This is a genomic window from Mucilaginibacter sp. SG538B, from assembly GCF_013376065.1.
Lineage (GTDB): Bacteria > Bacteroidota > Bacteroidia > Sphingobacteriales > Sphingobacteriaceae > Mucilaginibacter > Mucilaginibacter rubeus.
Window position 1 is genome coordinate 927830 of sequence record NZ_JABMJI010000003.1, and the last position, 13132, is coordinate 940961.

The following is a 13132-nucleotide window of genomic DNA, read 5'->3' on the forward strand; positions in this document are numbered from 1 at the left end:
GAATCCAATGATTACTCATTCAATAATTTAAAAGACGCCAGCCAGGTATTCTCAAACTGTATTATGGCTTGCCTTTCGCGAGAAAATAGCCCTGCTCAAAAACAAACCCACCGCATAAGCTGTCATTACAATGGCTTTTTGTATTTTTACTGCCTCATTGTAATTATGGAAAATAAACCCATAGCCCGTACACTTCGTTTACTCTCACAACTCATGGAACTCCATGAGGTTAATCCGTTCAAGATCAAATCGGTAGCCAACGCAGCTTTTAAGGTTGATAAGCTCCCCTTCCCTATCGCCGGTAAAAAACTGGACGAACTGGAGAAGATTGATGGTATAGGTAAAAGCATAGCCGGCAAAGTTGCTGAGTTGCTTGAAACCGGCACCATGACCGAGCTGCAGGATATGTTGGATAAAACCCCTGCCGGTGTGGTTGAAATGATGGGTATTAAAGGCATCGGCCCCAAAAAGGTAGCTGTCATCTGGAAAGAACTGGGCATTGAAAATACCGGTGAGCTTTTTTATGCCTGCAATGAAAACCGCCTGATAGAGGCAAAGGGCTTCGGTCTTAAAACGCAGGAAGAGATCCGTAAGGCTATTGAGTTCAGGATGGCGAGCAATGGCAAATTTCTTTTTGCCCAGGTTGAAAAGGAAGCCAACGAACTGATGGATGAGGTAAAAGCCATTTTCCCTGATGCGCTAAAGCATTTCGCCGGCGAATTCAGGCGTTTGAATGAGATCATCACCGAAATTGTGATCGTAGTAGGTAGCCTTAACCATGATGTTGCCTACGAAGCGCTGGTAAATTCAACCATACTTTGCAATGTAAGTAAAAATCAAAACCATATTCAGGGCGAGCTGCAAAATGGCTTGCTCGTTGATATTGTTTGTGTAGATAAGGCTGATTATTACAAAGAACTATTTATCAATACAGGTACTGATGATCATGTACAGGCCGTTTTCGACAGGATTAATGTTCCTGTTGAACAGCCAGAAACGGAAGAAATGATCTACACCAAGGCCGGCTTAAGCTGGATGCAGCCCGAACTGCGTGAAGGTACCCTGTTTATTGAAAAGGCCGAAAAGAACATACTGCCAACGCTCATTAACTGGCACGACCTGCAAGGTACACTTCATAACCACAGCACATGGAGCGATGGCGTTAACAGCATTGAAGAAATGGCCTTGTATTGCCGGGATACCCTGAAATTAGAATACCTGGGCATGTGTGATCACAGTAAGAGCGCGTTTTATGCAAAAGGCCTGAGTATTGAACGGGTATTGCAGCAACATGAAGAAATAGATGCCCTGAATAAAAAACTCGATGGTTTCCATATTTTTAAAGGTATTGAATCGGATATTTTGTATGATGGTTCGCTTGATTATCCTGACGAGATCCTGCAAAAGTTTGATTTCATTGTAGCCTCAGTTCATTCAATCCTCAAAATGGACGAGGAAAAGGCTACGTCGAGACTGATCACCGCAATCGAAAATCCTTATACAACTATATTGGGACACCCAACAGGCAGACTTTTACTAAGTCGTAGCGGATATCCTATCAACTATAAAAAAGTGATAGATGCCTGCGCAGCGAATAACGTAGTTATTGAAATCAATGCCAACCCGTTAAGGCTCGACCTCGACTGGCGCTGGCACCAATATGCTTTAGATAAAGGTGTTATGTTATCTATAAACCCCGATGCCCACCGTATTGAAGGCTTCACAGATATGCATTACGGTATTCTTGCCGCACGTAAAGGCGGTTTGTATAAAGAAATGTGTATGAATGCTATGTCCGTGGCTGAAATTACGAAGGCGTTTGCTGCAAAGAGAGGTTAGTGATTAGAGATCAGAGGTTAGTGTTTTTTACGCGATAAACAATGACCTAATGAAGCAATGAAACAATGACTAAATTAAATGAACCTAAAAGATAAAGTACACGCTATACAGGCTACGGTTCGCAAACCGGCAATACTTGTTATTGGCGACCTGATGGTTGACCATTATATATGGGGCAATGCTACCCGCCTTTCGCCCGAGGCGCCTGTGCCTATTGTAAACGTTAAAAACGAAACCACTACATTAGGTGGTGCCGGTAATGTGGTTCAAAACCTGGTATCATTAGGTGCAAAAGTTATTGTTGCCGGCATAATTGGAAATGACCAGGCTGCCGGAGAATTGATCAAAATCCTGACCGACGAAGGCGTTGAAACTGACACTATTATTAAAGATAGCAACCGCCCTACCACAGTAAAAACCCGCGTTGTTGTTGGCAGCCACCAACTGGTACGTGTTGACCGTGAAGTTACCGACGAAGTATCGGAGCCTATCGCCAACGAGCTTATTAGTAAGCTAAGCGGTTATATTGACAACGCAGATATGGTACTTTTATCTGATTATAACAAAGGCCTGTTTTCGCCGTTCCTAACCCAGGGCATTATAAAAGCAGCAAATGCTAAAGGCAAAAAAGTAATCATCGACCCCAAAGGGCTTAATTACGAAAAATACAAAGGCGCTTTTATCATTAAGCCTAATCGCAAGGAATTGTCTGAAGCTGCTAAAACCGATAAGATCAACTCGATAGAAAGCCTGCAACAGGCCGGTAAGGTAATTTTTGAACAAACCGGGACTCAATATATAGTAGTTACCTTATCCGAAGAAGGCATGGTAATATTAAGCGAAGAGGGCTATCAAAGTTTACCGGTAAAGGCAACCGAAGTGTTTGATGTAACAGGTGCCGGCGATACTGTACTGGCCACCATGGCATACTTTATGGCGGGAGGCTTAAGCATTGAGGATTCATGCGAACTGGCCAACCACGCGGCTGCTATAGTAATTCGCCACGTGGGCAGCGCAACAACTACGGTAGATGAGATTGTTGAGGATATTTTAAAAAGCGAAAGGTAAGGCAGAGGTTAAAGGCCAATGGTTTGAATGTGCTTGCCCTAACCAACCAATGAACTAATGAACCAGTGAACGAATGAACGAAAAAATATTAAACGAACTTAAAGATCACCAGGATACGCTGCAAAGGGTAATTGATACGCTTGGCGGCGATATCGAGATAGCCTGTGATATGATTACCTCAACCATAAAAAAAGGCAATAAAGTATTACTGGCTGGTAACGGCGGCAGTGCTGCTGATGCTCAGCATATTGCAGCAGAGCTTACCGGGCGTTATGTAAAAGATCGTAAACCCTTGCCGGGCATTGCATTAACAGTTGATACTTCGGCGCTTACATCTATTGCCAATGATTACGGCTACGAACATGTATTTTCACGCCAGTTGGAGGCATTTGCCAAACCGGGCGACTTGTTCATCGGCATTTCGACGAGCGGAAACAGTCCGGGGATCCTGGCGGCATTTGAGTCTGCTAAAAAACTGGAAGTTAAAACCTTAGGCCTTTCGGGCAGGGATGGCGGTAAAATGAATGGTCTTTGCGATCTTAACATCATCGTGCCGTCAAACATTACCGCGCGTATCCAGGAAATGCATATCCTTATCGGGCATATCCTGTGTACTGCCGTTGATGACCTTTTTGATTAAACAGTACCGTAGAGACGCATCACATGCGTCGTTCTAATAATATACAAAGACACATGTGATGTGTGTTTACAGGAAAAACAAATGAGGACCGGCTTCGAAAAAACCCTTCTTGATAAAATAACAGATCAGCCGTCGCTACAGGCACAGATCAAAAACTGGCAAGCTGAAGGCAAAAAGGTGGTGTTCACCAATGGTGTTTTTGACCTGCTGCACATAGGCCATCTCACCTACCTGGCCAAAGCGGCCGAACTTGGCGACAAGCTGGTGATTGGCCTTAATGCCGATAGCTCGGTAAGGCGCATCAAAGGGCCAACCCGCCCGGTAAATGATCAAAACAGCCGTGCAGCACTGTTGGCGGCATTATTTTTTGTAGATGCCATTGTCGTTTTTGAGGAAGATACGCCCTTGAATTTAATCAGCTCCCTCCTGCCGGATATCCTGGTAAAAGGTGCTGATTACGCGGTTGAAAACATTGTAGGGGCTAAAGAAGTGATAGCAAACGGAGGCGAGGTTAAAACCATTAATTTTGTTGAAGGGTATTCATCCACTTCCATAATTGAAAAAATCAGGAACCAGATTTCCTGAACTTGATAACGACATGAAGATACTGGTGATCCGCTTTAGCTCGATGGGTGATATAATTTATACTACGCCTGTTGTGCGCTGCCTCAAAAAGCAGATCCCTGATGCCGAAGTTCATTTTTTAACCAAACCAGCTTTCAAATACATTTACGATAATAACCCGTATATTGATAAGTTGCTGTTACTAAAACCCTCGTTAACAGATACCATTAACGACATTAAGGCAGAAAAGTATGATCAGATCATTGATCTGCATAATAATCTTCGCACAAGCATCATCAAGCTTCGAACAGGCATCAAGGCATCCACCTACAAAAAACAGCCGATCCTGAAATGGCTGAGTTTAAAACTGAAACGCAACCTGGTAAGTGAGGAACATTTGGTTGACAGGTATTTAAAAGCCGTTAAATTTTTAGGCGTAGTTAATGACGATAAACCTATAGATTATTATATCAAAGCCCAACACGATATAACTAAATTACTGCCGGTTAGCCATCAACATGGCTATGTTGCTTTTGTAATAGGTGCAACACATTTTACGAAGCGGATGCCTAATTACAAGATCATCAGCATTTGCAGGCAGCTTAATTTACCTGTTTTGTTATTGGGCGGTAATGATGTAAAAGCAAATGGCGATGAAATAGCTACGGCAGTTGGTGAATCTGTTTACAATGCATGCGGAGTAACTTCTCTTGATGAATCGGTTTTTTTGGTATCGCGCGCAAAAAATGTAATTGGTTTTGATACAGGTCTCACACATATTGCAGAAGCGTTTAATGTGCCTATAGCCTCGGTTTGGGGTGGCACCACACCCGATTTGCTGGGGGTTTGGCCTTATAAAGTAAAAGAAACACTGATTGCCGGTATTGAACTATCCTGCCGTCCCTGCTCCAAATTCGGACTTGAAAAATGCCCGCTCGGACACTTTAAATGTATGAACGATATGCCAGAAGCTGATATTGTAGACTTCTCCAATCTTTAATTGCGGGTGTGACCTTGCCTAAGTTATACTTACAAATCCACAATTGTTAATATTTCACCAAAAAACATCAGATACCTTTTAATGTTAGTGTATTTGTATACTTTTGTGTATTAACTTAAATCCCTTACACGATGAAAAAAACATTACTAAGCCTGTGCCTTTTAATGGCATCCTTTGCAGCATTTGCACAATTACCTACTGTTGGTTTTAAAGGAGGTGTAAACTTCGCAACGTTACACGCAACTTCAAACGGCAGCAACCTGTCTATTAACTCAGGTACTTTAACAACATTTAATGTAGGTGCTTTTGTTGATTTCAAATTCGGAAACGTTTCGTTACAGCCGGCCCTTAACTTCACTGGCAAAGGTGGAAGTTTTAGTGGATCAAATGACGAAGATTTTGAAGGTTCTGCACAATTTAAATTGTATTATCTCCAAGTACCTGTAAACGTCGTTTACCACGTTCCTGCTGTTGTAGGCGATTTTTATTTTGGCGCCGGCCCTTTCTTAAGTATGGGTATTTCCGGCAAAGAAAAAATCAAGGTAAACGGAGATGAACAATCTGAAGACGTGAAATTCGGTAGCGGAGAAAATGAAGTTAAACGGACGGAATTTGGAGCAAATGCTATTGTGGGATTCAAATTTAAAACCGGTTTCCTAATCAATGCTAACTACGACTTGGGCTTGTCGAACATTACAAACGACGATACCGGCAAACTTAAAAACCGCGTTTTCGGAATTTCAGTCGGTTATGCGTTTTAATAACCTGGTGAAAAATTGAAGTAGACTTTGTCTGTCTTTTATTATAAGGAGAAGCAACAGCTTCTCCTTATTTATTTAGTATTATTGGAAACTTATTATAAATGTCTCACGTTATAATCACAAAACCGTAACATTACAAACCGATCGGTCAACCGTTCAAAATCATGAAAAAGTTATTATTAATACGCCACGCAAAAGCTACCCATGAAAGCGGTTATGTTGATTTTGACCGGCCTTTAAAACAATCGGGTATGCAGGATGCGGTTTTAATGGCCACCCTTTTAAAAGGACAGTTACAAATACCTCAAATTATAATAACCAGCCCTGCACTGCGTACCAAAACTACTGCCGAAATTTTTGCTAACCAGTTTAAATTACCGGCTCCTGGGGAAGACAAAAGAATTTACGAAGCCAGCGAAAACACCTGGGTTAAAGTAGTTAATAGCCTGCCCGATGAATATGATTATATAGGCATAGTTGGCCATAACCCGGGTATAAGCCAAATACTATATTACCTCACCAGCCAGCTAAAAGAGATGCCGACCTGTGCCGTGGCCATCATTACCTTTGAAAACGATACATGGCAATCCATCAGCGAAGAAGACGGGACACTGACGCATTTTGATTCACCGAAGGGGTAGCGTTGTGTCCGAAAGTCAGAGAAGTCCGTAAGTCCGAAAGAAAAAATACTATTTGACCTTCATCAGTCGCCAGCGAGGCGAAACTATTTCAAATTTTACGGAAAAAAATTACCGTTAAATAAGAATCTTACCGACTTTCGGACTCCCCACTCAATTCACTCTATAAGTTTTCCCCGGCAGCGAACTGATATACCCTTGCATTTCCATATTAAGGAGGTTCATGGCCAGTTGGCTCATAGGCATATTAGCCCTTAAAGTAAGATCATCTATGGCAAGCGGCGTTTTATTCTGCTGCAATATCTCCATAATCAGCCGTTCATCTGCCGACAAATCAAAAGGCAGCATAAATTGCTCTACAGGTTTATTGGCATCGTTCTTTTCCCAGCCAAGACTAAAAGCCAGATCGGCGGTGCAGGTGAGCAAGCTTGCTTTATTATTGCGGATCAGGAAGTTACATCCTTCAGAAAATTCATCACCCAATCTGCCCGGAAAAGCAAAAACATCCCGGTTATAGGAGTTGGCAATTTCGGCCGTGATGAGCGCACCTCCTTTTATACTGGCTTCAATTACCACAGTTGCATCGGCAATGCCGGCAACTATCCGGTTTCGCTGCGGAAAGTTTTCCCTGTCGGGATTAGTGCCCGAAGGATATTCGGATAGTAAACCGCCGTTTTCGAGCATTTTATCGGCAGTGGCCCGGTTTTGAGCAGGATAAAGCCTGTCAAGCCCATGGCCAAGTACACCGATGGTTGGCACGTTTAGCTTTACACATTCTTTATGTGCCGCTACATCAATACCATGTGCCAAACCACTTACTATTAATACATTATATTGCTGTAATTCCTCAACTAACTGGCGGCATAATTGCCTGCCATAATCGGTAGCGTTACGGGTGCCCACTATACTAATAATGTGGGGCGGGTTAAGATCCATTTTGCCCTTCGCATAAAGCAGCACCGGTGAATCGTGGCAATTTTTTAAGCGCTTGGGGTAACGGGCATCTGTATAAAAAATAACATCGATATTGTGACCTTCTAAAAACTTCAGCTCCTTTTCGGCTTGCCTCAAAGCATCGTCAAAATCCCATTTTACAGCGCGTTTCTCACCTATTCCCGGAATCCTGGTCATTTTTTCGGGCGATGCATTAAACACTTCTTCTACGCTGCCAAGATATGCGATCAGTGACTTAGCCGCTACCGGCCCGAGGTTTTTAACAAAAGATAAAGCTACTTTATGGAGTAATGACATTGGGTTTAGACGTACGGATTATAGCCTTGCAAATTATAAATATTCGGGCGATTTTCAAGCAGGACCTGTTATTTGCAATACAATATATAAAGTGTGGATATCATATTCAACTTTAAACCATATGTCTTTCCTTATTTAATTTGCATATCTGCACATTCCTAATTCGCACGCCTATTAAAAAACTACAAAAATAGTTTGCAAACTATAAAAATAGTTTTACCTTTATTCAACTATAAAAATAGTTTACTATGCGTATCAAAGAACTAACCAAAGCCGAAGAGCAGGTAATGCAGATCCTTTGGCAACTGAAAGAAGCTATTGTTAAAGACATTATTGAAGAAATGCCGGAGCCTAAACCCGCTTATAACACAGTGTCGACTGTGGTAAGGGTATTGGAGGGCAAAGGCTTTATCGACCATAAGGCCTATGGTAACTCGCATGTTTACTTTCCGCTCATCAGCGATGCGGAGTACAAAAAATTCACATTTGATAAGATGATGAAAAACTATTTCAGCAACTCATATCAAAGTTTGGTATCCTTTATTGTGGATGAAAAGAACATCAGCGTAAAAGAACTGGACGAGCTAACATCATTAATTGATAAACTTAAAAGCAAACAACAATGAACTGGCTATATTATTTGCTTGAAGCAAACTTGTACCTATGCGTATTTTATGCAGGGTACTGCTTGTTTTTAAATAAAGAAACACACTATACCTTAAACCGTATATACCTGTTATTGAGCTGTGTGATTTCATTTGTATTACCCGTTGTACAAATTGGCTGGCTAAAACCGGTTAAAACTGCAACAAAAACAATCGTTATCATTCCGCAAACGGCTTACCAAACCACCGTGCAAAAGCTTACTGTGCAGCCAACGTTAACCTTTAACGATATTTTGGTTTACGCCTATATACTTGGTACAATAGTACTTACCACAGTACTCTTTATCAGGCTTTATCAATTGGTCAAACTAACAAAGGCCACCAAAACTCTGGTTAATGATAAGTATAAACTCATCAATATAGAGGGATCAAACACCGCCTTTTCCTTCTTTAACTACCTTTTTATTGGCACAAAAACCCAAGCTAATAATATCATTATCAGGCACGAGCTGGTTCACATTCGTCAAAAACACTCGGTTGATATTGTTTTTCTGGAGTTGATCAAGATTATCAATTGGTTTAATCCGCTGGTTTATTTATTGCAAATCAGCCTGAAAACCATCCATGAATATATAGCCGACGAGCAAACTGCCGCGCAGGAAAGTGATGCCCTCAGCTATTCGTCGTTTTTGGTAAGCAATGCTTATGGGTTAAACGGCTCGCCCCTGGCGCATTCATTTTTCAATTATAACTTATTAAAAAAGAGGATAATTATGTTAAACCAAAAACGTTCGGGGAAATTAGCCAGGCTAAAATACCTCGTGGCCGTACCCATATGCGCCGGCCTGCTTTGTGCATCAACCCTGGTATTCAGTAAAACTTATGTTTTTTTCGATCTGATACCCCAACAGGAAATTGTCAATAAAAAGGTGGCCAATACGCATACAGCCCCCGCCGACACTGTAAAAGTAGACCCAGTCCGAATAAAAAAAGCAGATGTTACTGCCAAAGGTTTTAAATACGAAGAAACCGGTTACCTTGTTAATAAAAAAACCGATTTCAGGGTAATTATTACCGAAAAGAACGGAGAGCAAAAAGAATACTATAAAAGCAAAGCTACCCCGGAAGAACTGGCTACACTGAAAACTAAATACGGCTATACATTTCCTAAAATGTTAATTTATCCAAAGCTTCCACCACCTCCGCCTGCTCCACCCGCAAACAGCAAAAAACCTAAGGTTATTGATGTAAAGCTGCCACCTCCGCCACCGCCTGCAAATCCGGAAAAGATAAAGAAAGCACCTAAAGTGATAGAAGGGGCACCTGTTACCCCGAAGGCCCCCACACCAGCTGTTGCAGAACGTGTCCCGCCGCCCCCGCCACCTGCAGATCCATTTCAAACCCTATATATGTACGTCGCTAAACACACACGCTATCCGTCAAAAGCACGTGAAAACCACATTTCGGGAAAAGTGACGTTAAATTTTAATATTATTAATGGTAAAATAAGTGAAGTGGCCCTTGTCGAAGGCGTTGATCAGGATATAGATAATGAAATATTAAGAGTTGTAAATAATTTCGACGGTAATCTCGGCATAAAATCAGGCCATTATAATTTACCCATATCTATGGCTTTAGTTGCTGACAATCATAACTATTACCCCCCTGTACCTTCAAAGCAATATGATCAGGCAATGGCTTCTACAAAAGCTTCAACTACCCTTCGCGAAGTTATTGTGGTAGGCTACCCCGCAAAAGAAAACAAATAAAGATAAAGCTTTAAACAAGCTTTTATAATTGCCGACCGGCCTAAAACCGTCCCGGCAATTTTCTGCGTAAATCCCTCCGTTCTCTTTAACCGCCCTGTTTTACAAATAGCTAAATAATTTCTTTTAGTATCCAAAAATTTGTAACTTAGATATATCCAATCGGGACAATTTCTTTTAAAATATATCTAAAACAAAGCAAACACATTAAAATACGCTTTGTTTAATAAGTACCAATTATACTTCCTGGACCTTACCGTTAACCTGATTTTGTTCATTTTTAAACCTCATAATATGAAAAAGTTTGGGATCATTTTAGCAATAGTAGGCATTGTGATGCTTATTGCAGGTAATTTTTTTTATAAGCATACCATCAATGCGGTAGATAGCTCTGGCAGTTCAATTATTACTACCGGCTTAAATGGTGGATGGACATTTAAACTACCTGTTTTTGCCGGTGGTGCGTTATTTTTCCTGGGGTTTGTTTTTTGGGCAGCATCACGCACCGACAACCAGCATCATGATCATTTGATATAGAAGTTAAACCGCATTTTATAAATGATTTCTCGCAAAGACGCGAAGGCGTAAAGTGATTTACTTTAACGCAGTAGCGTCTTTATGTGCATATTTATAATCAGAAAGGTGGATTACAAATAGATTATCCCTTCACGTATATCACCTGTTTTGTTTCGAAAAACTCCTCTTTAAAGTAATCTTTCAGATGATATTGGATAACTTTTAAGCCCGATTCTTTGATCTCCTGCTCCAAATCGCCGCCCTTTAAATACAGGATACCGTTGGGTAATTTGTTATTCGATTGCTTGTTGAATTTACCTTTTACCCATGGATAAAAATCCTTTAATTGGGTAACAGCGCGTGATACTACAAAGTCAAATTTATCCGCAATTTGTTCGGCCCGCAGGTGTGATGCTTTCACATTTCTGAGGCCTAAGGCTGCAGCTACTTCCGTAACAACCTTGATTTTTTTGCCTATAGAATCAACCAAATGAAATTGTGTTTCGGGGAATAAAATAGCCAGGGGAATACCAGGAAAGCCCCCACCGGTACCCACATCAAGCACATTTTCGCCCGGTAAAAAAGCCATTACTTTGGCAATCCCAAGCGAGTGGAGCACGTGACGTTCAAATAAAAGATCAATATCTTTGCGGGAAATTACGTTGATCTGGCTGTTCCAGTGTTCATATAAAGCTGGCAATTTTTCAAATTGCTCACGCTGTTCGGCACTTAAATCAGGAAAATATTGTAGAATTATTTCAGATGTCATCCCTGTTAAAACGGTTAATAATATTGCCAAGCAGGTACCTTGCCCTAAATAATTGCGCCTTTACCGTCCCTAACGGGAGATCGAGTTGCTGGGCTATTTCTTCGTACGAAAGCTCATCAAAATAGCGTAAGGTAATCAGGTTCCTATAACGCGTGGGGAGGCTTTCAATTAATGATCTTAGCTCCTGAGTTTGTTGCTTTTTGATAGATGTTTCTTCGGGGTTAAGGCTATCCGCCTTAATTTGCAGCGGTTTTTCATCCCCTTCATCGTCCATCATGCCATGAATTGACATGGTACTTAGTTTCTTTTTGCGGATAAAATCAATGCAATTGTTAGTTGCTACCCTGAAAAGCCAGGTGCTAAAAGCAAAATCAGGCTGGTATTTTTCAAGTTTTTCAAATGCTTTGGCAAAGGTTTCAACCGTTAAATCCATTGCATCTTCTTTGTTGTTTACCATCTTAAGCACCATGAAATAAATCGAGTCTTTATAACGGTGCATCAAATCGGCATAGGCTTTTTGATCTCCCTGCCTGGCCTTCACTACCAGGTGAAAATCATTCTTTGCGTTCTCGGTAAAGTTGGCGTTTATTTCCATTGAGTAGTTTTTAAAAAGGTACCGATCAATCCAAAAACATTTAAATATGTATAATATAATAGGTCAAAAAAGGGGAGATACCACCAAAGGTCTTTGCCATTAAGTTTTTTAAATATACGATTATAAATGGCCATTTGTAATATCAACCTAAAAACGTACAAACCTAATGCCAGTAACGGTTCATATCTTAAAATAAGGAATAATATTAATAAAATATAGAATATAAAGCCGCTAACTGCATCAAAACTAAGCATACGCCTGTGCTGGTTTTTATACAGTTTCCCTACTCCCATGTGTCGCTTTTTTTGTTTAAACCATGATTTAAAAGTGGTTTTAGCCTCTGTAAACATAAATGATTCGGGGCTCAGTTCAACTACTGTGTTGTCAGGAGTAGCATGCTGGTTAACAAACAGGTCATCATCGCCTGATATTACGTGCATGTGCGAAGCAAACCCTTTTGCACTAAAAAATAACGTTTTTGTATAGGCAAGGTTGCGTCCAATACCCATATAGGGGTCGCCGGTTAACGCGCCCGACAGGTAATTGGTTGCTGTTTTTATGGTTTCAAAGCGGGTAAAAGCATTAATAAAACCACCTTTTTTATAGTAAGGAGAGTATCCCAAAACTATTTGCACACCGCTTGCAAAATTGGCTGCCATACGGCTTATCCAGTTTTCGGAAGCTGGCTTACAATCAGCGTCGGTAAATAAAAGGTGTTCATTTTTTGATGCCTTGATGCCTAAGGTAAGGGCAAACTTTTTACCGGTTTTAAAGCGGTCATGCTCGGTAATGGTAACAACTTTCAGGTGGGCGTATTTTTTTTGCATGGTTTCAAGCACCTCGTCGGAAGTATCAAAAGAGCAATCATTGATAACAACCACCTCAAAATCAGGATAGTTTTGTTCCAGTATCGATGGGAGATTTTCCTCTAAGTTACGGGCTTCGTTGCGGGCGCTGATAATAACAGAAATGGGGATTAAGACTCTGGGCGGCGGCCCTTCGGCGGGTTTATGGCCTGCAAGGCGGGTATGCCTGCTTACCAGGTAATATAGCTGAACTATAAAACAAAGCTGAAAAAGAATAAAAAGCGCGTCGTGTAAGTACGTTTCCAAACAAAAAA

The 13132-nt window shown here is 41.1% G+C and carries 14 protein-coding genes; 10 read left to right on the top strand and 4 right to left on the bottom strand.

The window, feature by feature from the left end; all coding sequences use genetic code 11:
* Positions 1-165 precede the first annotated feature (165 nt).
* From FHW88_RS19925 to FHW88_RS19955, 7 genes are all read left to right on the top strand, one after another.
* Positions 166-1839: a DNA polymerase/3'-5' exonuclease PolX gene (locus tag FHW88_RS19925; RefSeq protein ID WP_176627634.1), complete on the top strand. Its 1674-nt coding sequence runs from the start codon at positions 166-168 to the stop codon at positions 1837-1839.
* A gap of 78 nt (positions 1840-1917) precedes the next feature.
* Positions 1918-2907, top strand: coding sequence for a D-glycero-beta-D-manno-heptose-7-phosphate kinase (rfaE1, locus tag FHW88_RS19930; RefSeq protein ID WP_090526535.1), 990 nt, complete (start codon positions 1918-1920; stop codon positions 2905-2907).
* 73 nt (positions 2908-2980) lie between these two features.
* A complete protein-coding gene (gmhA, locus tag FHW88_RS19935; RefSeq protein ID WP_090526533.1) occupies positions 2981-3547 on the top strand; it encodes a D-sedoheptulose 7-phosphate isomerase in 567 nt (188 codons plus the stop codon).
* A gap of 81 nt (positions 3548-3628) precedes the next feature.
* Positions 3629-4132 (top strand): D-glycero-beta-D-manno-heptose 1-phosphate adenylyltransferase, encoded by a 504-nt coding sequence (gene rfaE2 / locus FHW88_RS19940; protein WP_091162286.1) that lies wholly within the window; start codon positions 3629-3631, stop codon positions 4130-4132.
* Entirely contained in the window at positions 4104-5111 is a 1008-nt protein-coding gene (locus FHW88_RS19945) for a glycosyltransferase family 9 protein (RefSeq protein WP_255485377.1), read from the top strand. Before rfaE2 ends, FHW88_RS19945 begins: the two co-directional genes overlap by 29 nt.
* 131 nt (positions 5112-5242) lie before the next feature.
* A complete protein-coding gene (locus FHW88_RS19950; RefSeq protein ID WP_090526526.1) occupies positions 5243-5872 on the top strand; it encodes a porin family protein in 630 nt (209 codons plus the stop codon).
* A 164-nt stretch (positions 5873-6036) separates the two neighbouring features.
* Positions 6037-6513, top strand: a complete 477-nt coding sequence (locus FHW88_RS19955) for a SixA phosphatase family protein (RefSeq protein WP_090526524.1) — start codon at positions 6037-6039, stop codon at positions 6511-6513.
* Positions 6514-6663: 150 nt separating this feature from the next.
* Here the strand turns inward: FHW88_RS19955 and dprA are convergent, their stop codons facing one another.
* The gene (gene dprA, locus FHW88_RS19960; RefSeq protein WP_176627635.1) at positions 6664-7761 is read right to left on the bottom strand and encodes a DNA-processing protein DprA; all 1098 of its coding nucleotides are present in this window, start codon (positions 7759-7761) and stop codon (positions 6664-6666) included.
* A 248-nt stretch (positions 7762-8009) separates the two neighbouring features.
* Here dprA and FHW88_RS19965 point away from each other — a divergent pair, with 248 nt between their 5' ends.
* The 3 genes from FHW88_RS19965 to FHW88_RS19975 all read left to right on the top strand — a co-directional run bounded on the left by FHW88_RS19965 (position 8010) and on the right by FHW88_RS19975 (position 10669).
* The gene (locus tag FHW88_RS19965; RefSeq protein WP_176627636.1) at positions 8010-8387 is read left to right on the top strand and encodes a BlaI/MecI/CopY family transcriptional regulator; all 378 of its coding nucleotides are present in this window, start codon (positions 8010-8012) and stop codon (positions 8385-8387) included.
* Positions 8384-10135 (top strand): M56 family metallopeptidase, encoded by a 1752-nt coding sequence (locus FHW88_RS19970; protein WP_176627637.1) that lies wholly within the window; start codon positions 8384-8386, stop codon positions 10133-10135. Before FHW88_RS19965 ends, FHW88_RS19970 begins: the two co-directional genes overlap by 4 nt.
* 291 nt (positions 10136-10426) lie before the next feature.
* Entirely contained in the window at positions 10427-10669 is a 243-nt protein-coding gene (locus FHW88_RS19975; protein WP_091162272.1) for a hypothetical protein, read from the top strand.
* A gap of 121 nt (positions 10670-10790) precedes the next feature.
* Here the strand turns inward: FHW88_RS19975 and rsmG are convergent, their stop codons facing one another.
* The 3 genes from rsmG to FHW88_RS19990 are packed head-to-tail and all read right to left on the bottom strand — an operon-like array spanning position 10791 to position 13124.
* Entirely contained in the window at positions 10791-11417 is a 627-nt protein-coding gene (gene rsmG, locus FHW88_RS19980; protein ID WP_176627638.1) for a 16S rRNA (guanine(527)-N(7))-methyltransferase RsmG, read from the bottom strand.
* The gene (locus tag FHW88_RS19985; protein ID WP_090526513.1) at positions 11407-12012 is read right to left on the bottom strand and encodes an RNA polymerase sigma factor; all 606 of its coding nucleotides are present in this window, start codon (positions 12010-12012) and stop codon (positions 11407-11409) included. The genes rsmG and FHW88_RS19985 overlap by 11 nt, the downstream gene beginning before the upstream one ends.
* Positions 12003-13124, bottom strand: coding sequence for a glycosyltransferase (locus tag FHW88_RS19990; protein WP_255485378.1), 1122 nt, complete (start codon positions 13122-13124; stop codon positions 12003-12005). The genes FHW88_RS19985 and FHW88_RS19990 overlap by 10 nt, the downstream gene beginning before the upstream one ends.
* Between the last annotated feature and the right edge of the window lie 8 nt (positions 13125-13132).

Bases quoted from the DNA above. Each gene is read 5' to 3' on its own strand.
- FHW88_RS19975 (WP_091162272.1), top strand. From the start codon at position 10,427: ATGAAAAAGTTTGGGATCATTTTAGCAATAGTAGGCATTGTGATGCTT.
- FHW88_RS19955 (WP_090526524.1), top strand. From the start codon at position 6,037: ATGAAAAAGTTATTATTAATACGCCACGCAAAAGCTACCCATGAAAGC.
- FHW88_RS19985 (WP_090526513.1), bottom strand. From the start codon at position 12,012: ATGGAAATAAACGCCAACTTTACCGAGAACGCAAAGAATGATTTTCAC.
- rfaE1 (WP_090526535.1), top strand. From the start codon at position 1,918: ATGAACCTAAAAGATAAAGTACACGCTATACAGGCTACGGTTCGCAAA.
- rfaE2 (WP_091162286.1), top strand. From the start codon at position 3,629: ATGAGGACCGGCTTCGAAAAAACCCTTCTTGATAAAATAACAGATCAG.
- FHW88_RS19965 (WP_176627636.1), top strand. From the start codon at position 8,010: ATGCGTATCAAAGAACTAACCAAAGCCGAAGAGCAGGTAATGCAGATC.
- FHW88_RS19950 (WP_090526526.1), top strand. From the start codon at position 5,243: ATGAAAAAAACATTACTAAGCCTGTGCCTTTTAATGGCATCCTTTGCA.
- FHW88_RS19970 (WP_176627637.1), top strand. From the start codon at position 8,384: ATGAACTGGCTATATTATTTGCTTGAAGCAAACTTGTACCTATGCGTA.
- rsmG (WP_176627638.1), bottom strand. From the start codon at position 11,417: ATGACATCTGAAATAATTCTACAATATTTTCCTGATTTAAGTGCCGAA.
- dprA (WP_176627635.1), bottom strand. From the start codon at position 7,761: ATGTCATTACTCCATAAAGTAGCTTTATCTTTTGTTAAAAACCTCGGG.
- FHW88_RS19925 (WP_176627634.1), top strand. From the start codon at position 166: ATGGAAAATAAACCCATAGCCCGTACACTTCGTTTACTCTCACAACTC.
- gmhA (WP_090526533.1), top strand. From the start codon at position 2,981: ATGAACGAAAAAATATTAAACGAACTTAAAGATCACCAGGATACGCTG.